At 69.3% G+C, this 18,765-nt stretch carries 15 protein-coding genes and 2 pseudogenes; 7 read left to right on the top strand and 10 right to left on the bottom strand.

Going from position 1 to position 18,765, the window contains the following annotated elements:
* Positions 1–31 precede the first annotated feature (31 nt).
* Positions 32–493: a MarR family winged helix-turn-helix transcriptional regulator gene (locus KUM32_RS24915; protein ID WP_217144180.1), complete on the bottom strand. Its 462-nt coding sequence runs from the start codon at positions 491–493 to the stop codon at positions 32–34.
* Positions 494–631: 138 nt separating this feature from the next.
* Here KUM32_RS24915 and KUM32_RS24910 point away from each other — a divergent pair, with 138 nt between their 5' ends.
* Complete coding sequence (locus KUM32_RS24910; protein WP_217144179.1) at positions 632–2,434, top strand: ABC transporter ATP-binding protein; 1,803 nt, start codon at positions 632–634, stop codon at positions 2,432–2,434.
* Positions 2,435–2,477: 43 nt separating this feature from the next.
* On the top strand, positions 2,478–3,344 hold the full coding sequence (mltG, locus tag KUM32_RS24905; RefSeq protein WP_217144178.1) for an endolytic transglycosylase MltG: 867 nt from the start codon (positions 2,478–2,480) through the stop codon (positions 3,342–3,344).
* Between the two features lie 9 nt (positions 3,345–3,353).
* Here mltG and KUM32_RS24900 read toward each other — a convergent pair whose 3' ends face one another.
* A complete protein-coding gene (locus KUM32_RS24900) occupies positions 3,354–4,433 on the bottom strand; it encodes an NAD(P)-binding domain-containing protein (RefSeq protein ID WP_217144177.1) in 1,080 nt (359 codons plus the stop codon).
* 153 nt (positions 4,434–4,586) lie between these two features.
* Here KUM32_RS24900 and KUM32_RS24895 point away from each other — a divergent pair, with 153 nt between their 5' ends.
* Together KUM32_RS24895 and KUM32_RS43730 are read left to right on the top strand one after the other, a co-directional pair.
* Entirely contained in the window at positions 4,587–5,009 is a 423-nt protein-coding gene (locus tag KUM32_RS24895; protein WP_217144176.1) for a secondary thiamine-phosphate synthase enzyme YjbQ, read from the top strand.
* A gap of 332 nt (positions 5,010–5,341) precedes the next feature.
* Entirely contained in the window at positions 5,342–5,794 is a 453-nt protein-coding gene (locus tag KUM32_RS43730) for a hypothetical protein (protein ID WP_254406069.1), read from the top strand.
* On the opposite strand, the pseudogene KUM32_RS45395 reads toward KUM32_RS43730, so the two are convergent.
* A pseudogene (locus KUM32_RS45395) lies at positions 5,730–6,551 on the bottom strand (hypothetical protein). The gene KUM32_RS43730 and the pseudogene KUM32_RS45395 overlap by 65 nt on opposite strands.
* Positions 6,552–7,424: 873 nt before the next feature.
* On the opposite strand from KUM32_RS45395, the gene KUM32_RS24875 reads away from it, so the two are divergent.
* Positions 7,425–9,440 carry an AAA family ATPase gene (locus KUM32_RS24875; protein ID WP_374227547.1) on the top strand — a complete coding sequence of 672 codons (2,016 nt, stop codon included), beginning with the start codon at positions 7,425–7,427 and terminating at the stop codon, positions 9,438–9,440.
* Positions 9,441–9,449: 9 nt separating this feature from the next.
* On the opposite strand, the gene KUM32_RS24870 is transcribed toward KUM32_RS24875, so the two are convergent.
* Complete coding sequence (locus tag KUM32_RS24870; RefSeq protein ID WP_217144172.1) at positions 9,450–11,090, bottom strand: CDP-glycerol glycerophosphotransferase family protein; 1,641 nt, start codon at positions 11,088–11,090, stop codon at positions 9,450–9,452.
* A gap of 303 nt (positions 11,091–11,393) precedes the next feature.
* On the opposite strand from KUM32_RS24870, the gene KUM32_RS24865 reads away from it, so the two are divergent.
* Positions 11,394–11,858, top strand: coding sequence for a hypothetical protein (locus tag KUM32_RS24865; RefSeq protein ID WP_217144171.1), 465 nt, complete (start codon positions 11,394–11,396; stop codon positions 11,856–11,858).
* Between the two features lie 157 nt (positions 11,859–12,015).
* Here KUM32_RS24865 and KUM32_RS24860 read toward each other — a convergent pair whose 3' ends face one another.
* Positions 12,016–14,295, bottom strand: coding sequence for an NACHT domain-containing protein (locus KUM32_RS24860; protein WP_217144170.1), 2,280 nt, complete (start codon positions 14,293–14,295; stop codon positions 12,016–12,018).
* A gap of 206 nt (positions 14,296–14,501) precedes the next feature.
* Here KUM32_RS24860 and KUM32_RS24855 point away from each other — a divergent pair.
* Positions 14,502–14,606 (top strand): annotated as a pseudogene (locus KUM32_RS24855) (IS5/IS1182 family transposase); the annotation flags it as partial.
* Between the two features lie 220 nt (positions 14,607–14,826).
* Here KUM32_RS24855 and KUM32_RS44760 read toward each other — a convergent pair.
* From KUM32_RS44760 to KUM32_RS24835, 5 genes are all read right to left on the bottom strand, one after another.
* Positions 14,827–14,961 carry a hypothetical protein gene (locus KUM32_RS44760; protein WP_302185181.1) on the bottom strand — a complete coding sequence of 45 codons (135 nt, stop codon included), beginning with the start codon at positions 14,959–14,961 and terminating at the stop codon, positions 14,827–14,829.
* Entirely contained in the window at positions 14,958–15,206 is a 249-nt protein-coding gene (locus tag KUM32_RS24850; RefSeq protein ID WP_217144169.1) for a hypothetical protein, read from the bottom strand. The genes KUM32_RS44760 and KUM32_RS24850 overlap by 4 nt, the downstream gene beginning before the upstream one ends.
* Positions 15,207–15,531: 325 nt before the next feature.
* Complete coding sequence (locus tag KUM32_RS24845; protein ID WP_217144168.1) at positions 15,532–17,031, bottom strand: tripartite tricarboxylate transporter permease; 1,500 nt, start codon at positions 17,029–17,031, stop codon at positions 15,532–15,534.
* 1 nt (position 17,032) lies between these two features.
* A complete protein-coding gene (locus tag KUM32_RS24840; RefSeq protein ID WP_217144167.1) occupies positions 17,033–17,569 on the bottom strand; it encodes a tripartite tricarboxylate transporter TctB family protein in 537 nt (178 codons plus the stop codon).
* Positions 17,566–18,552, bottom strand: coding sequence for a tripartite tricarboxylate transporter substrate binding protein (locus tag KUM32_RS24835; protein WP_217144166.1), 987 nt, complete (start codon positions 18,550–18,552; stop codon positions 17,566–17,568). The genes KUM32_RS24840 and KUM32_RS24835 overlap by 4 nt, the downstream gene beginning before the upstream one ends.
* Positions 18,553–18,765 lie beyond the last annotated feature (213 nt).

Genomic DNA, 18,765 nt, shown 5'->3' with positions numbered 1-18,765 from the left:
CGCACCTGAAGCGCTGCCGGGCGCCTCACGGTCACGCCGGCCGGTGCCCCCGCCCGGCGTCGGGTCCGTCGACCAGTGTGTCCAGGAGTCCGCCGAGCACCGCGCGCTGGTCGTCCGTCAGCGGGGCCAGGATCTCCTTGGCGGCGGACCGCCGGGCGCCGTGCAGCTCGCGCAGGGCCGCGCGTCCGTCGTCGGTGAGCTCGATCCGGATCACCCGGCGGTTGGCCGGGTCCGGGACGCGGCGTACCTTCCCGGCCGCCTCCAGCCCGTCCACCAGTGTCGTCACCGCACGGGGCACGACTTCCAGACGCTCGGCCAGGTCGGCCATCCGGGGCGGCGAGCCGTAGTGCGCCAGAGTGCGCAGCAGGCGGGACTGGGCCGGTGTGATGCCGAGGTCGCGATGCTCGAGATGGCGCTTCTGGATGCGGTGCACCCGGCGGGTGAGCCGCAGCAACTGCTCGGCGAGCAGGCCGTCGGGATCGGGGGCGGTCATGCGGGAACACTATCAGGACGATGTTCATTGTGAGTGTAGGTAACAATGAGCTACGATCCGTAAGGTGGGTGACAGCCCGCGCATGCCGGCCATCCGCAGGTTCCGCCGGCCGCCCCTCGCCGTCCTCCGAAGGAGCCCATGCACCCCGATCGCGAATCCGCCTGGACCGCACCCGCCGACGCCAAGGAACAGCCCCGGCAGGTGCGCCGCATTCTGAAGCTGTTCCGCCCCTATCACGGCCGTCTCGCCGTCGTCGGGCTGCTCGTCGGTGCCGCGTCGCTGGTCTCGGTGGCCACGCCCTTCCTGCTGAGGGAGATCCTCGACGTCGCCATCCCCGAAGGGCGCACGGGCCTGCTGAGCCTGCTCGCCCTCGGCATGATCCTCGGCGCCGTCCTCACCAGCGTCTTCGGTGTGCTGCAGACGTTGATCTCCACGACGGTCGGCCAGCGCGTCATGCACGACCTGCGCACCGCCGTCTACGGCCGGCTGCAGCGGATGTCCCTCGCCTTCTTCACCCGCACCCGCACCGGTGAGGTCCAGTCCCGCATCGCCAACGACATCGGCGGCATGCAGGCCACCGTCACCTCCACGGCGACCTCCCTGGTCTCCAACCTCACCAGCGTGGTCGCCACGATCGTCGCCATGGTCGTCCTCGACTGGCGCCTCACCGTCGTCTCACTGCTTCTCCTGCCGGCGTTCGTGTGGATCAGCCGCCGGGTCGGCAGGGAACGCCGGAAGATCACCACCCGGCGCCAGAAGCAGATGGCCGCGATGGCGGCGACGGTCACCGAGTCGCTCTCCGTCAGCGGCATCCTGCTCGGTCGCACCATGGGCCGCTCCGACTCACTCACCCGCGCCTTCGCGGACGAGTCCGAGGCCCTGGTCGACCTGGAGGTCAAGTCGAACATGGCGGGCCGTTGGCGCATGGCCGTCATCACGATCGTCATGGCCGCCATGCCCGCCGTCATCTACTGGACCGCGGGCATCGCCCTCCAGCTCGGCGGCCCCGACGTCTCCCTCGGCACCATCGTCGCCTTCGTCTCGCTCCAGCAGGGACTGTTCCGTCCGGCCGTGAGCCTGTTGTCGACCGGGGTCCAGATCCAGACCTCGCTCGCGCTCTTCCAGCGCATCTTCGAGTACCTCGACCTGCCGATCGACATCACGGAGCGGGACGAGCCCGTCCACCTCGACCACGTCAAGGGCGAGGTCCGCTTCGAGGACGTCGAGTTCCGCTACGACGGCAAGGGCGGGCCGGTCCTCGACGGCATCGACATCACCGTCCCCGCGGGCAGCAGCCTCGCCGTCGTCGGCCCGACCGGCGCCGGCAAGTCCACCCTCGGCCACCTGGTGCCGCGGCTGTACGACGTCACGGGCGGCCGGGTCACCCTCGACGGGGTGGACGTGCGCGACCTCGACTTCGACACCCTCGCCCGCGCGGTCGGCGTCGTCTCGCAGGAGACGTACCTCTTCCACGCCTCGGTCGCCGAGAACCTGCGATTCGCCAAGCCCGACGCCACCGACGAGGAACTCGTGGCGGCGGCGCGCGCGGCCCAGATCCACGACCACATCGCCGCCCTGCCCGACGGGTACGACACGGTCGTCGGCGAGCGCGGCCACCGTTTCTCCGGCGGCGAGAAGCAGCGCCTGGCCATCGCCCGCACCATTCTGCGCGACCCGCCCGTCCTCGTCCTCGACGAGGCGACCAGCGCGCTGGACACCCGCACCGAGGCCGCCGTGCAGGACGCCATCGACGCGCTGTCCGCCAACCGCACCACCCTCACGATCGCGCACCGCCTGTCCACGGTCCGGGACGCCGACCAGATCGTCGTCCTCGACGGCGGACGTCTGGCCGAACGGGGCACGCACGAGGAGTTGCTGGAGCGGGACGGGCGGTACGCGGCGCTGGTCCGCCGGGACGCCCGACTGGAGCCGGCGAAATGACGATATGCCGGGTGTGTCCGTTCCTGGGGGTTACCGTGCCCGCATGCAGACGAACACTCCGCCACGGAGCACGAGAGGCAGCAGGAGAACGATCCGACTGACGCGCCGCGGGCGCATCGCCCTGATCATGACCGGTGCCGTCGTCGCCGGTACCGCCGCGGCGGTACCGCTGCTGACGACGGACGAGCAGACCGAGTCCCGTCCCACGTCCCTGGTGATCCCGGAGGGCTGGCGCGCGAGCCAGGTCTACGCGGCCGTCGACAAGGTCCTGGCCCTGCCCGCGGGCACCACGAAGAAGTCCGTGGCCGAGGCCGACCTCGACCTGCCCAACGACGCGGAGGGCAACCCCGAGGGCTACTTCTTCCCGGCGACCTACCCGCTCGGCGAGAACCCGACCCCGAAGAGGCTGCTGACGGCCATGGTCGACACGGCGAACAGGAAGTTCACCGGTGCGCCGATCGCCGCGGGCGCCCAGCGCAACGCGCTCAACGTCTACCAGGCGGTCACCATCGCCAGCATCGTGCAGGCCGAGGCCACCACCAAGGAGGACATGGGCAAGGTGGCCCGGGTGATCTTCAACCGGCTGGAGCGCGGTATGCCGCTGCAGATGGACTCCACCATCGACTACGCCCTGGACCGCTCCACGCCGAGGACCAGCACCGAGGACACCCGGATCGACAGCCCCTACAACTCGTACCAGCGCATGGGCCTGCCGCCCACGCCCATCGGCAACCCGGGCGACGAGGCGATGCACGCCGCGATCAACCCGACCCCGGGCGACTGGCTGTACTTCGTCACCGTCAAGCCGGGCGACACCCGCTTCACCGCCGACCACGCCGAACACCGGAGCAACGTGGCCGAGTCCCGCCGCACCGGGCAGAGCGCCCCGGCCGGGGCCGCGGCGAAGTGACCCGGCGCGTCACACGGCGACCGGCTCCTCCTCGGCCAGCAGCCGCCTGATGTCCCGTACGGCCGCGCGTCCCGCCCGGTTGGCGCCGATGGTGCTCGCCGACGGTCCGTAGCCGACGAGATGGACGCGCGGGTCGGCGACCGCGCGCGTCCCCTCGATCCGGATGCCGCCGCCCGCCTCCCGCAGCCGCAGCGGCGTCAGATGATCGACGGCGGCCCGGAACCCGGTGGCCCAGAGGATGACGTCGGCGGCCACGTGCCGTCCGTCGCTCCACTCGACCCCGTCGGGTGTGATCCGGGAGAACATGGGCTGCCGGTCCAGCACGCCCGACTCCAGGCCCGCCCGGATCGCGTCGTTGAGCGGCAGCCCGGTGACCGACACCACGCTCCTCGGCGGCAGTCCCTGCCGCACCCGTTCCTCCACGAGCGCGACCGCCGCGCGGCCGGCGTTCTCGTCGAAGGGCCCTTCGCGGAAGACGGGGGGCCGCCTGGTCACCCACGTGGTGGCCGCGGCGTACGGGGCGATCTCCAGCAGGTGCTGGGTCCCCGAGGCACCCCCGCCCACCACGACCACACGCAGCCCGGCGAACTCCTGCGGACCGGCGTACTGCGCGGTGTGCAGTTGCCGCCCCCGGAAGGCCTCCTGGCCCGGGTAGCGGGGCCAGAAGGGCCGGTCCCAGGTACCCGTCGCGTTGATCAGCGCCCGCGTCGACCAGGACCCGTCCGACGTCTCGACGAGCAGCCTCCCACCCGTCCCCTCACGCACCGCGCGGACGTCGACCGGCCGCCGTACCCGAAGGTCGAAGGCCCGCTCGTACGACGCGAAGTACTCACCGACGACCTCGGCGGAGGGCCGCGCCGGATCCGCGCCGGTCAGCTCCATGCCCGGCAGGGAGTGCATCCCGTGCACCTTGCCGTACGTCAGCGAAGGCCAGCGGAACTGCCAGGCCCCGCCGGGCCCGGGGGAGTGGTCGAGCACCACGAAGTCGTGCTCCGGCGCGAACCCGGTGCGCCGCAGGTGATACGCGGCGGCGAGTCCCGCCTGGCCGGCACCGATGACGACGACCTCGGCCTCACGTGTGCTGTTCACGCTTGCACCAACCACACGCGGTGCGCCGGTCTTCCCCGCGCACGAAGGACGAGGAACGACCGACCACCGACCGCCGAGGACCGACCACCGACGAGACCGACCGCCGACCGCGCGCTCCCGCCCCCGACCCGCCGCGTACGTCAGGATGGATACATGCCAGATGCCTTCACCACCCGAGTCCTGAACCTCGCCACCGGCTCCTCCGAGCGGGTCGCCGACATCACCGGTGACTGCGAGTCCTTCCTGCGCGAGGCGGCGGCCGGCCGTGACGGCCTGCTCAACGTCTTCGTCCCGCACGCCACCGCGGGGATCGCGATCATCGAGACCGGCGCCGGCAGCGACGACGACCTGCTGGCCGCCCTGCACACCCTGCTCCCCGCCGACGACCGCTGGCAGCACCGCCACGGCAGCCCCGGCCACGGCCGCGACCACGTCCTGCCCGCCTTCGTACCGCCCCACGCGACGCTGCCGGTGATCGGCGGCCGGCTGGAACTCGGCACCTGGCAGTCGGTGTGCCTGGTGGACACCAACAAGGACAACCCCGAACGCCGGGTCCGGCTGAGCTTCCTGGGCTGACCAAGATCGTCCAGCTGGGGCGTGCCGCCGATTCTCCGTACCACGCGCGCTCGAACGGAGAGAAGAAATGCGCGGTACGGACCTCAATGCGGCCTAACGTCCTTACGGCGAATGCGCCAAACGCCTGCTCGAAGCGCGGCGGCTGTCGCGCGTGAAGCTGGCGACGTCTTCGCCTGAGCGCCAGCGCGAGAACGTGCTCACTGCCGCCGCCTCCGTCGGGGCGCACATCATCGGCTGGGCGGACGACTGGGAGGTCTCCGGCGCCACGGATCCCGTGACCCCGCCCCAGCCTGGGCCCGTGGCTCCGTGACGAGCGGAGCCCGTACGACGGCTTGGTCGCGGCAGCGGTGGACCAGCTCGGCCGCAATGTCGTCGACTGCCTGAACACCGGCTACAAGATGCGGGACGAGAAGAAGATGCTCGCCACGTACAGGCACGACGGAGCCTGGAATCTCGACGACCCCGCCGACGAGAACCGCTTCACCATGGAAGCCTGGGGTGCGCAGATGGAACTGCGTGCGATCCAGCGCAGGAACGGTGACGCCACCGTCAAGACCCGTGCCGCCGGCCGTCCGAAGGGCAAGTCGTCGTACGGCTTCCAGTACGTGCGGAAGGTGAGGGGAGGAAAGGCGGACGAGGCCACTGGGCTGGGCGTTCGCGACAGCCACCGGAACATGACGTGGGAGGCGCAGACCTCAGGGTGGTCTTGGGCCCGCGCGATCAGGCGGTCTCGGCGTTGGTGGTCGTCTCGGTCCGCGCGGTCCATTCGGCGCGGGCCGCGGTGAGCCGGGGGTGCATCGCGCGAAGCTCTTCCAGCTGCCCGGCCACCGTCTCGATGAACCCGGCCAGCTGGTCCGGGCCCATCGGGCGGGTGTACATGTCCGCGGCCACTTCGACCAGGACGTGCGGGACCCGGTAGGCAGGGCTGACCGTCGAGTCCGGATCTACGGCGAGGTGCGTGCAGAGCACAGGCCAGGACTCTTACTCCTCGTAGCCCTCGGTGTATTCGGCACGGGCCTCAGCGCCGTACAGCTGGTGGTGGACGTCGACCGGGTGGCGTGTGCCGTCCATGTCGTCGGTGTGGTCCGTCGTGCACCAGGACGGGCAGGTGGCGGTGTGCCGGAGGCCGTACCTGTCGTCGTACGTCCAAGTCCGCTCGGGCGTCGCGGCTGCCTCGCTGGTCCGCCTCGATACCAGGCCGGCGAGCTGCGTACGTGCTGCCCGGAGCTTCATCAGGTGCGTGCTCATGTCGCTGATCAGTTCGTCGACCTCTTCGAGGGTGAGCGTGGGCCAGCCGCCGTCGGCGACGAAGTCCAGTCCGGGTGCTTCGTCGTTGATCTGGGACAGGTGGAAGGCCATGATGCCGTCCCTGTGCCGGTCAACGTAGGAGCGGTGCGCGCCCATGGCGGTGAGCGGGCTGTGGTGAATGTGCTCACTCGGGTCCTCGTGGTCCGCAGGGTGTCCGGTGCAGAAGGAGACGCCGTCGGGGCAGGAGGCCGTGTCCGGATTGCTTGACTGTTCGTCGATGGCCGAGGCGTCCATCCTGTCCGCGAGGGTCTCGAGGTCGTCGGCGAACCTGCGCAGCTCCGTCGCCTTCGTGCGGGCTTCAGCCGCGTCCGTGTCCGTCCCTCCCAGGCCGATGACCGGATCCGAACCGGAGAAGTCCACCAGACGCGCATCCAGGAGTTCCCTGCCGTCATTGCCCATGACGGCATGCACGGCTCCGAGGTGTGGGTCGTGGACACCGGTCTCGACACACCAGTCCGGGTGCACGGTGCACAGCTGCCTGCCGTCGGCCTCGTGGTCGGCGCTGCCACTGTCCGTGACCGTTGATACGGCGATGCTCACGTTCTCTCTCCTTGTCGCAGGAAGACCGGGTTCGGATGCCTGGGCCAGGGGTGCGGGCGGGGACCGCCGGCTTCACGCCCTCTGTTGCTTGGCTCTCGTAGTTGCTCAGCCTCACTCAGCCGGGCGGCCGTCCCATCGTTCGAGCGACACTTGTCCCGAGGGTGACCAATCAGCGGTACACTCCGCGCTTTTTGCGGGCTGGCGGGAAGCGGTGTCCAGTCGGCTGCGCCCGGCCGCCCGCACGAGCGAGACACAGCCTTCTGTGCCATGGGCATCTTCATCTGATCGAGCAGAGGCGGTAGGTATGTGATCGGTACGCGACCCGAAGGCCAGTCACTGCGACGGGTCGGAGGGGGAATCGTGCGCCGGGTCTGGCACCATTGAGTGCCCTGTTGTGGCCGAAGTGAGGTGGAGGGGCAACGACTTGGGCCTGTGCATACAACCGCGCCCTTAGAGTGGGGCGTTAGGCGATCGAGGTGCTCAGGTGAGGGCGCTCCGGGGGGAAATCCTCTCTCGGTCGTGCCTTCAGGCGACCGAGACGACAACGCGAAGGGCTGGGACGGACCCATGAGAATGCAGCTTCCTCCTGAGCCGGCGTGTTTCGTCGACCGCGACGAGCAGAGAGAGCGCGTGCTGCGTGCGGTGAGGGAGTGGACAGGGCGTTCCCGTCCCCTGCTCGTGACGCTCAGTGGACCGCAGGGCATGGGGAAGACGGAGTTGGCTCGTCTGATCGCCCGCGTACTGCGCGACGAGTTCCCCGACGGGGTTCTGTCCGTGGACCTCGACGACTTCCGGATGGGCGGTGGGGCGGACCCCGGCGACGTGCTCGCGCAGTTGCTGGAATCCCTCGATGTGGAACCGGCCTTCGTCTCGGCGCAGTTCAAGGCGCGGTGCAACCAGTACTGGAGCAGGACCGCCGCTGCGCGGCTGATCCTGATCGTGGACAACGCACGGTACGCGTCGGAGATCGTCCCGCTTCTGCCGGCGTCGGGCGAGAGCCTGATGATCGTCACCAGTCACAGCCCGCTGCGTGATCTGGAGGACGGAGCCGCTCTCGGGATCACGCTGCCGCCGCTGGAAGAGTGGGCGGCGACCGAGCTGCTGGAACTGGTCGTCCGGGACCCCAGGCTGGCGGCCGATCCCGAGTCCGTACGGACGCTGGTGCGCCTGTGCGAAGGCATGCCGGCGGCACTCCACGTCGCGGGCGGGTGGGTGCGCGAGCATCGGCTGAGGCCCCTGTCCCGCCTCGTCACGCAGTTGCGGAACGAATGGGAGGGTAAGGGCATCCCCGGCGTGGAGCGGTTCTGGGACACCGTCTACGAGGGCCTGTCCTCCACCGCGAGTCTGCTCTACCGCCTGCTGCCGCACCACCCCTCGACGACCTTCACGCTGGATTCCGCCACGGCGCTGCTGGGCCTGGGGCCCGAGGAGTGCGAAGGCGCGCTCGAGGAACTGGACAGAGCCGGACTGCTGGACCTGAGCGAGATGCTGGCCTCGGCGGACGGCCGGATGCGCCTGCCCGGTCCTTTGCGCGCCCACGCCGTGCGGCGGTCACGCCGGGATGCCGAGGAGGGCGAGGCGGAGGAGCAGCTCAGGAGGCTTCTGCGCTGGCTTGTCAGGCAGTTCCAGCGGGCCGACCGGTTCGCCGCCGGCCCCCGGCTCATCGTCGGTGACGAGTTCGCAGCTCTGGCCGAGGCCCCGGATGTTCCGTTGGAGGACCCGAGGGAGACGGCCGACCCCACGGAGAAGGCCGCGCGTTCCGACCGGGCGTCCGCCTGGCTGTACGAAGAGCGCCATGTGCTGTTCGCAGCCCTGCGCCTGGCCCACGAGCGCGGGATGGACACCGAGGTGGTGGCTCTGTCCGAGGTCGTGTGGACGTACGCGTTGGACCACCCCCACCAGTCGGATGTCATCGGGGCCATGAGGCTCGCCGTCGCGTCCGCGATCCGCGACGGCGCCCGGCCGGCCTGGCTGGTGCGCACGCGATGCCAGCTCGCCCGTCACCTGTGGGAGGCCGGCCTGGTGAACGAGGCGGAGGATCAGCTCAACAACGCCGAAGCGGTGCTCGGGGGACTCGGAGACAGTGAGCGGGACCGCAAGCTCGCCGCATCGCTGGTCGAGTCCCGGGGCATGCTCGACGGAGCCCGGGGTGAATGGGCCTCCGCCGCTGCCGAGTTCGCACGGTCGCGCCAGATGCACCTGGCGATCCCCAACCCCTACGGAGCCATGCTCCAGACATATCGGCTGGGTGAGGCCAGAGCGAAGCTTGGTGAGCTGGGGGAGGCGTACGAACTGCTCGCCGAGGCACACGGCCTGGCCGTGGCCCAGGAGCGCGAAAGGATGACCCGTCGTACGGGCTTCGCACTCGCCGGAGTGCTGTGCCGCCTCGGCCGTACGGCTCAGGCCCGCCCGTTGTACGAGGAGTCGCTGCGAGCCGCGCGCCGACGGCGGTCCGGCTTCGACCAGGCCCGTGTCCACGACGCGATGGCCGAACTGGCCCAGGGCGAGGGGCTAAGTGCCGAGGCCGCGGAGCACCGTGCTGCCGCCCGTGACATCCGGCGGTACAACGGTTTGGGCGAATAGGCGGCTGGATCAGAAGAGCTCCGCCGCTTCGGCGTTCGTGGCCGGGCGCAAGACGAGGGCGAAGGCGCGGTTGCCGATGACGCAGCTCAGACGGCTCGGAGCAACAGGGTCAGCGGGGGAGCGGCGCAGGAACCAGGCGTGGACTGCCGACGCCGCTGCGGCCGGGTCGAGGCGCGTCACCCGGCCGCCTTCGCTCCGGGGCTCGACCTGGACGGCGTACGCCTCGGCGTGTCCGCGCGTCCGGAACAGGACCAGGCCCGATGGCAGGATCGCCGCGGCCGAACGGCAGCCCGGATACGCGGACAACACGTGTTGGATCCATCCGTCCGAGGTCCAGCGCAGCCCTGACCGGGTGTTGGAGGTGGGGAGCGGGCGCCGGTACAGCAGCCCCGCCGAGCGGACGAGTGCTTCGCTCGCGGCCCCGTACTCCACGGCCAGGTGATGGCCGGGCGAGCCGATTCCGACGGGACGTCGGGCGACGTGGAGGCTCTTGCCGTCCACGTCGGCGTCCACGTCGAACGCCGCGGGTGCGCGGTCGGCGGGGCCAGGTGGGGGCAGGACCCGGGGTGGACTGGCAAGGGCCGGGGGTGTCAGACCGAGGAGGGCGTACAGTTCGGCCCGCAGCAGGGACAGTGCTCTTCCCTGGTGCGCGAAGGCCGCCTGAGCGGCCTCCCGGCCTGTTCCCGGCCGGTAGGCACGGAGATCCTCCTCCAATGACTCGACGGAGCCCAGCCGCGGTATCCGACGCAGGAGCGCGTGCATGGGGCTGCCCGGTATCAGCTCGATCCCGTCCTGGTAGACGCTCACGGCGGGCCGGTCCTCCGCGGCGCAGTAGTACAGCGCCGCGGAGCCGTGGTCGGTGACCAGCGCATCGGCGGCGATCAGGATGGACGCCCACTCCTCGTGGGGGCTCGCCAGGACCATGCCGGCGTCGAGGGCGGGTGCGAGCCGCTCGGTCAGTTCGTATGTGCCGAGCAGACTGTGCTCGTTGGGGTGTACGACCAGTGCCAGTTGGTACTCGTCCTGTGGAAGCCGGGCGGCCAGCCGGGCCGGCAGATCAGGGTGCTGCCGCAGCAGCGATTCCGGTCCCCAGGTGGAGACCAGCACGACAAGCCTGCGTGCTCCCGTACCCAGTGCCGCACGGTAACGCTCACGCAATGGGCGTGAAGCGAGGACACGCTCCAGTGTGGGGTCGCCGACCACCTTGGCCCGGTCGGCGGCCCGCCGGTCGACCGCGGCGATCCGCGCGACCTGATCGGGGTGTGCGACCGCGTGGAGGGCTATGGGTGCGGCGTCATCGCCGTCACGGAGGAGGAACGCGGGATCGAGCCCGGACGCCGAGTCCGAACTCTCCCCGGGAATCGACTTGTTGTACCCGGCGCCGTGCGGCAACAACACATGCCGACCGCGGAGCAGATGCAGGTCACCTTTCGGGCTGGCCGCGAGGACGAGGTCGTACGAGCGTGAACACGCCTCGCTCCAGGGCACCAGCCTCCCGCCGACTTCCTCGATGACGGAAAGTACGTCGACCCCGAAGTCGGAGCCCGGCATGAGGGTGAAGAGCCGAGTGATCCGGTCATCACCCGACAGCGCGGGGAGAGTGTCCAACAGGCGGTAGAGGGCCACCGCCGAACGGGCGGCAAGCAGCACCGTCGCCCGTCGCCCGTCGCCCGTCGCCCGTCGCCCGTCGCCCGTCGCCCGTCGCCCGTCGCCCGTCGCCCGTCGCCCGTCGCCCGTCGCCCGTCGCCCGTCGCCCGTCGCCCGAATTATTAATTCTATCCAAGGCTGTGTGCCCAGAGGTGCTGTTTGTGCAGGTTGGTGCTGGTTTCTTGGCATCCTCCGGAGACATGGCCCGATCGTACCGGGCACACTGTTCAACAGCTGCGAGTGATACCTGACGCACATGTGGCCGGAGCAGGGCACGGTGCCGTGCGTGACCGCGATGATGGTGGCATGGGTGAATGGGGTATCGCACTGATTGCCGCGGGCGCGGCGATCGCGGGCAGCGTCGTCACGGGCTGGTACAGCAGGAGCGCCGGTGTGCGACAGGCCGAGGCGGCCCGCCACGCAGGCGACCGACAGGCGGAAGCGTTGCTGGAGTCGGTTCGGATGACGCTCCGGGGCGCGGACGGCCAACGCGCGATCGCTCTCCGGCAACAGGTCTACGCCGAGTTCATCGGTGCTGTGGAGGCCAGGATCCTGGCCGAGCGCACGGGACGGGGCAATGGTGACCAAGAGCTGCTTCTGCAGCGGGCTTACGCCGGCGTCGTTCTCGAGGGCCCTCCCGAAGCGGCAGCCGCCGCGAGCGCCTTCCTGGAGAGCCTTCGACGCCACGAGAAGCTGGATGACCTGCACCGCGCGAAGACGAACTTCGTCGAGGAGGCCCAGCGGGCGGTGACTGCTCTCAGGAGTCCTTGACCGCGAAAGGAGGTGAGCGTCCGCGCTCGGCGTCGCCCGTCTCCACAACCTGCCGGAACTTGATCTTCGCAGACCCGTTCCTAGCAGGGGCTTCGCACCTTTCCGCCCGCGGCCACCCTGCTGGTCATCGCACTGATGAGCCGGTTGCCGAAGTGGGCTATGCCCAGCGGTCTCGCCCCAGCTCGGCCAACCGATCCTGGAGTTCGGCGTGCCGGAACTGGTATGTGGAGCCGGTGAGGCGCAGAACACCCAACCGATGCATGTCTTCCATGAAGCTGAAGAGCCGAAGTGGTAGCCGTCCTCTCAGTACCGCTTCGGCATGAGCGGCTCGGAGAAAGACCCAGCCCGAGCCCAGGGAACTGATGGCCGCACCAGAGATCGCGGCAAGCGCAGTCAGGAGTGGGCCCACCGGCCAGCCTGGAACATGGTCAAGAGGAGGATCAGCGGACCGCCAGAGGGTGACAGCCGCCACCACGGCTAAGCATCCGAAAGGCAAGACGAGCCACCCGCGGGCAAGCCTGACCCGACGGTGCCCTCGCGGCGCGAAATGCATGCGGCCGCCTCCGGCCGCGATGCCCAAGCAGCACAGCAGGGAGGTCATGAGGGCGCCGACACCTCCGGTGGCCGAGTCCAGCCGGTCGTCCTTACTGTCAAGGAGCCACGCTGGAATATGACCTGCCTCTCTGAGGAACGGCTCCAAGGCAACGAGAAGGATCATGCCGAGCAGAGGCGAAACCATCCAGATGGAGATCGTCTCTCGATCATGGCTGGGGCCGCGCCATTCCATCATCCGCATGCCGATGGCGATCACCAGCTCCGCGGCTACCGCCCCAAGCACCACACACAACGGGATGTTCAGGCTGAAATTTACACTTTGCAATGCTGCTGCTATATTGTCCAGTTCGCTGTCAGACTTCTCCAAGAGCTGCCTGCCCGCGTCACCTGGCGCTTGGCCGCTCCCCTCAGAGAGAGTGGCTGCGTACCACAGGTGGTACATCACTTCGAGCCACGGCACGAGGGCCAGGGCGGAGACCAGCATCACGGCGTGGAACGGAAGTCTCCGAGTGATGGCGGAGCCCTTTGCGATATTTGCGCTGGCTAGGGCATACGATCGATGAGAGCCGCTATGTAGATACGCGAGCCACTCTAGATGGCGCTGCAACCGTGTCGCTCTCATGGTCCGAACCGTTCGGCCGGCGGCGTCCTGCCTTCTCCGCGTTGACCGACTGTCCGTCGATCGGTCGCCCAGTAGCGCCGGAATGTAGGCGTCAAGCAGATGGTTGCGAACGGTTTTCCGGTCCGGAAAGCGCGAGCTGTTGAGAAGCTCCCCGGGGTCACCGCCCTTGCGATAGGCGGACCGAGCCAGGAAGAGCATCAGCGGCGTATTCACGGCCTCCGTCACAGGATGGGACGGATCCGAGACGATCATCCTTTGCACAGGGCGCCACGCGGCCTGCCATTCTGTCGAGCTGCTTGGCGGCGCCAACCACCCGGCGGCTTCCACAGGTGACAGCTTCTCCGCCTGGATGAGCTCGGCACGTCGGATCACCCCCTCAGTGATCCTCTCGCTACGGGACACGGCCTTCACGGCTCGTTCGTATTCCTTGCGACGGACGCTGAGGATGAAGGGTAGGCCGTCGTCAAACTGATCCTTGAGTGCGGACAATGCAGCCACCCGCGCCGGTTGCGGGATCTCGTCCAGTCCATCGAACACCGGCAGGATCTTCCCGTTTCTTATCAGCAACTCGGCTGCATTGGGTCCAAATCGGGCAAAGCCTCGCAGGTCAGGGCATTGCTGATGTATGAGTGAAACCATCCACCGTTCGAGACTGTTGCGCCCACGATGTGGGCGCCACTTCCAGTGCCAACCGTCCCATGCCTTGGGTGACCACTCAGCCAGTGGAAAGATCACAGGCAGCGGCAAGTCCGCATGCGCCGGGTCACGGCGCCGCTCGACGATGGCTTGCGCTATCCGGATGGCAAGGCAGCTCTTGCCGGAGCCAGCCTCGCCGGTAATGACGAGCCGTGGAGGCTTCAACGCAAGGAAGTCGCCGACCAGTGTGTCGATGTCCCGGCTGTTGCCCCGCAGACCACTGCCTGAGGCGCGCACATTCGCGTCCACCAGGACCGTGCCAGGTGGTCGTCCCCAAGGAACGGCAGCCAACTCTTGTATATGCAGGCCGAGTTGCTCCATCCAAAGCTGCGGGGCCTCAGCCACGGAGTGGGAGAGGGCATCGAGAGCCTCTGATACCTGCGTGGCGCTCGACCCTTGTTGCCGAATGACGAGCGACGGAAGATATATCACGAACGGGAGGAGGAGGGCGGCGATGACACCGGCCAGCCAACCGGTCTCTTCCAACCCGTGGTTCCACAGGTACCAGAAGGCGCCTGCATAGCCACACACGAGGAAAATCTGGAACAGCAGCTTCCTGTGCATCCGCAGAGCATCTCCTTGGTAGGGCCGGGAGCGATGGATGCCGCGGAAATGGGCGCCGCTCGGTAGTGATGGCCATAGCAGCTCGTCAGCCGAGGCGGACAGACAGCACGGCTCGATCATAGATATCACCGCGACCGACCCGCCCGCATGCGATCAGGCTCTTTGATCTGCTCCAATCTGGCTGAGCCTGAGCTGTGTTGTCATGCGCCATCAAGGCCCTGCGCAGAGTCAGCCTCGACCACGCGGCCATCACCCGCATCGCCCGGGCCGCCCTCGTCCTGTTGCAGCTCGAACACGGCCACACCGCCTGAGCGCGAAGATCACGAAGAGTCGCGAGACGTTACCGAGAAGAGTTCAGTAAGCCCGACCGTGATCAATTACGGGACAACGCTTAGTGTTGGGCTACGTCCTCGATCAAGTGCCCGCGCTTGCTGACAAGGCGGTGCGCGCTATAGCTGCCGTTCGTCGGCTTCGTGATGAGTGGCAGCGAAGGTGAGGGCCCGGTTACCGACGCACGTCCCGGGCCTGTCCTCACACGGTGATGCGCTCCTCGGTGGCGGTGAGCGCGCCGACGAGGGCAACGAGGTCACCCCACCCCCGCACGCGCTGCCCGCGGTCGTCGAGCGGCACGGGCGTCGTGCAGTTGTTGCCGGTCGAGCAGGTCACCCTCGGGGCCTTGGGGGCTCGTGCGGGACGGTGTGCGGGGTGAGTTCGCCGCCGCACCACGGGCACGGACGGTCAGGCACGGGTGTGGCGCGCTGGTCGAGGCCGAGAGTTCGCAGCAGCCGGCCCTCGGCGAGGCGCGCGGTATGCCGTGCCTGGTGCAGCAGGTGCGGGGGTAGCTGAGCGAACGCCGGTGCGGCGAGGGTGCCGTCGAGCTGCTGCTCGGGCTCGGTGTCCTCGTTGAGCACGCGCCCCTCGCCCCACACGCACGCGAAGTGCAGGCTGTGCGCACGCGAGCCGGCCGTTCCCCGTGCGTCTGCTGTGCCCGGGTTTCGGCAGTCCCGTCTGCGCAGGTCGCTGTGTCCTGGACAGCGACGGCGAGAGTGTCGGCGAAGGCGAACACCTGCCGCTCGATGGCTGGGCTGGCGTCGAGGTTGGCCGCTTCGGGCCGAGATTTTCTATCGCCGTAGCCAACAGAGGAGGGTTGTCCTCGGGTTGACTTAACGGAGTTTGGTGGACACCAACAAGGACAACCCCGAACGCCGGGTCCGGCTGAGCTTCCTGGGCTGAGGGTCAGGCGTCGGCCCGTGCCCGTCCCCGGCCCGCCGCCCGCTTCAGCAACGGCCACGCCAGCAGCAGCACGATCACCGCGTACACCGTCACCGCGAACGGCGTGTCGACCAGGCCGGTCACGCTGCCGTCGCTGATCTGCAGGGCGCGGCGCAGCTGTTGTTCGGCGTTCGGGCCGAGGATGACGCCGATCACGGCGGGCAGGACGGGCAGCCCGTAGCGCCGCATGCCGAAGCCGAGCAGGCCGATGATGAGCAGGATCACCAGGTCGACGACCTCGCCGCCCACCGCGTACGCGCCGACCGCCGCGAAGAACATGATCCCCGCGTAGAGGTAGGGACGGGGGATGCGCAGCAGCTTGGCCCACACCGGTGCCAGCGGCAGGTTGAGCGCGAGCAGCAGGACCATGCCGACGAACAGGGAGGCGATCAGTCCCCACACCAGCTCGGGTTCGCGTTCGAAGAGCAGTGGGCCGGGCTGGATGCCGTACTGCTGGAACGCGGCCAGCATGACCGCCGCGACCGCCGTCGTCGGCAGCCCCAGGGTCAGCATGGACACCAGCGTGCCCGCCGCCGAGGCCGATGCCGCGGACTCGGGGCCCGCCACGCCCTCGATGGCGCCCTTGCCCCATTCGTCCTTGTGCTTGGACAGGCGCTTCTCCGTGACGTACGACAAGAAAGTGGGGATCTCCGCGCCGCCCGCCGGGATGGCACCGAAGGGGAAGCCGATGAACGGGCCCCGCAGCCAGGACTTCCAGGTCCGCCTCACATCGTCGCGCCCGAGCCAGGGACGGCCCACCGGGATCGGCTCGGCCGCCCCGCGCCGCAGGTGGGCCGCCACCCACAGCGCCTCGCCGATGGCGAAGAGCCCGACCGCGACGATCACCACGTCGACACCGTCGGCGAGTTGCAGCGAGCCGAAGGTCAGCCGCTGCTGGCCCGTCATCTGGTCCAGGCCCACCAGACCGATCGTCAGACCGATCAGCAGCGAGGCGAGGCCTCTGATGCGCGACGAACCCAGCACCGACGTCACGGCGATGAACGCCAGCACCATGATGGCGAAGTAGTCCGGCGCGCCGATGTCCACGGCCAGGTCGGCGACCGTCGGCGCCAGGGCCACCAGCAGGACCGTGCCGATGATGCCGCCCGCGAAGTGGCCGATGGCCGCGGCCGCCAGAGCCTGGGCGCCGCGCCCCGCCTTGGCCATGGGGTTGCCCTCCATGGCCGCGACCACGGCGGCGCTCTCGCCGGGGGTGTTGAGCAGGATGGAGGTGGTCGAACCGCCGAACATCGCCCCGTAGTAGATGCCGGCGAACATGATGAACGCGGCGACCGGGTCGAGCCCGTACGTCACCGGCAGCAGCAGCGCGACCGCCATGGCCGGGCCGATGCCGGGCAGGACGCCGATGGCCGTGCCGAGCAGCACGCCGAGGGCGGCCCAGAGCAGGTTGAGCGGGGTGAGGGCCGTCCCGAAGCCGTCCATGAGGGAGTTCAAGGCGTTCATGTCAGAGCACTCCCATCAGCGGACCGCCGGGCAGCGGCACTCCGAGCAGCTTGTCGAAGACGACGTAGGTGAGCAGGGACAGCACGGCGGCGATCAGCGGATCGCGGTCCACGCGACGGCTGCCGAGGGCGAAGGCCGCACCCCAGAACAACAGGGCACCCGCCACCGGGAAGCCGGCCGGCTCGATCAGTACGGACGCGCCCAGGAAGATCCCGGAGAGCAGCAGCACCGTGCGCCAGTCGGCCGGCTCGGACAGGTCGACGTCCTCGCCGCCCTCGGCCTCGCCCCGGCCGCCGCGCAGGACGTCCACGGCGAGCAGCGCGGCGACCACGAGCAGGCCGATGCCGACCACCACGGGGACGGTCTTGGGGCCGACGGGGCCGCGCTGGGTGATGTCGACGTCCATGGTGAGCGCGTCGCTCAGGACCAGCACGCCGAGCGCCAGCAGCAGCCCGCAGACACCCAGTTCCGAGTGGTCCCGCAGCCACGAGCGCCGGTCGACGGCCGGTTTCGTGGAAGGGCCGGTCCGCGTCGTCACAGCCCCAGCTCCTTCAGTACCGACACCACACGCTTGTCCTGGGCGTCCAGGAACGCGCCGAACTCCTCACCCGTGAGGAAGGCGTCGTCCCAGCCGTTGCGCTCCATCGACTTCTTCCATTCGGGGGAGTCGTGCAGTTCCTCGACCAGGCGGACCAGCTTGTCGCGCTCCGCGTCGGACAGGCCGGGCGGGGCGACGATGCCGCGCCAGTTGGTGAAGTCCACGTCGTAGCCGGACTCCTTCAGCGTCGGCGCGTCCTTCAGGTCGTCGACCCGTTCCGGGCCGGTCACCGCGAGCACCCTCAGCTCGCCCGCCTTGATCTGGTCCAGGTACTCGCCGACGCCGGAGACCCCGAAGCCGACCTTGTTGCCGAGGATCGAGGCGAGCAGCTCGCCACCGCCGTCGAAGGGGATGTAGTTGACCGACCTGGGGGAGATCCCGGCGGCCTGCGCCATCAGCATCGGCGCGAGGTGGTCGGGCCCGCCGGGTGACGAACCGCCGCCCACGGGAACCTTGCCCGGGTTCTTCTTCCAGGCGGCGATCAGCTCGTCGATCGTCCTGTACGGCGAGTCCCTGGCGACCACCACGACGTCCTGTTCCTCGGTGAGCCGCGCGATCGGCGTGGTGTCGGCGAGGGTCTTGGGCGCGTGGTTGGAGCGGGCGGCACCCACGACGCCGAGGCCCATGGACATGGCGAGCTTGCCGTTGCCGTGCTCGCTCACCAGCCGGCTCAGGCCCACGGTGCCGCCCGCGCCGGGGAGGTTGAACACCTCGATGTTGTGTGTGAGCCCGGCGTCCTCGGCGTTCTTCGCGGCCGTGCGAGCGGTGATGTCGTAGCCGCCGCCGGGCGTGTTGGGGACCATGAGACGCAGGCCGGGGATCTGTGTGCCGGTCTCGGCGTCGTCGCCCGTGGAGAGCAACGGCGGCCCCGCGAGCACGAGCACGGCGGCCCCGAGCAGGGCGAGGGGGGTGCGCAGGCGCACGTATGACACCACCTGTCGGTCGGGTAGAGCGGTCGGGTAGAGCGGTCGGGTACGGGGTACGGGGAGCCCTGTGGGGAAGGGGGTGACGTGGGCCACATGGTGCCCGCGCGGTGGCGGCCTGTCGTCCTTGCGGAACCAAGGGAGATTGTGGTCATTGCGGTCGCCGCGGGGTCGCCGGTGCGTCGCCGGTTCATTGCGAAGACAGCACATCCC

It is taken from the genome of Streptomyces sp. AC627_RSS907, from assembly GCF_019049165.1.
Note: the sequence above shows the minus strand (reverse complement) of the source record. Positions and strands in the feature narration are given on the sequence as shown.

Bases quoted from the DNA above. Each gene is read 5' to 3' on its own strand.
- KUM32_RS24915 (WP_217144180.1), bottom strand. From the start codon at position 493: ATGACCGCCCCCGATCCCGACGGCCTGCTCGCCGAGCAGTTGCTGCGG.
- mltG (WP_217144178.1), top strand. From the start codon at position 2,478: ATGCAGACGAACACTCCGCCACGGAGCACGAGAGGCAGCAGGAGAACG.
- KUM32_RS24910 (WP_217144179.1), top strand. From the start codon at position 632: ATGCACCCCGATCGCGAATCCGCCTGGACCGCACCCGCCGACGCCAAG.
- KUM32_RS24865 (WP_217144171.1), top strand. From the start codon at position 11,394: ATGGGTGAATGGGGTATCGCACTGATTGCCGCGGGCGCGGCGATCGCG.
- KUM32_RS24895 (WP_217144176.1), top strand. From the start codon at position 4,587: ATGCCAGATGCCTTCACCACCCGAGTCCTGAACCTCGCCACCGGCTCC.
- KUM32_RS24860 (WP_217144170.1), bottom strand. From the start codon at position 14,295: ATGCACAGGAAGCTGCTGTTCCAGATTTTCCTCGTGTGTGGCTATGCA.
- KUM32_RS24875 (WP_374227547.1), top strand. From the start codon at position 7,425: ATGAGAATGCAGCTTCCTCCTGAGCCGGCGTGTTTCGTCGACCGCGAC.
- KUM32_RS24845 (WP_217144168.1), bottom strand. From the start codon at position 17,031: ATGAACGCCTTGAACTCCCTCATGGACGGCTTCGGGACGGCCCTCACC.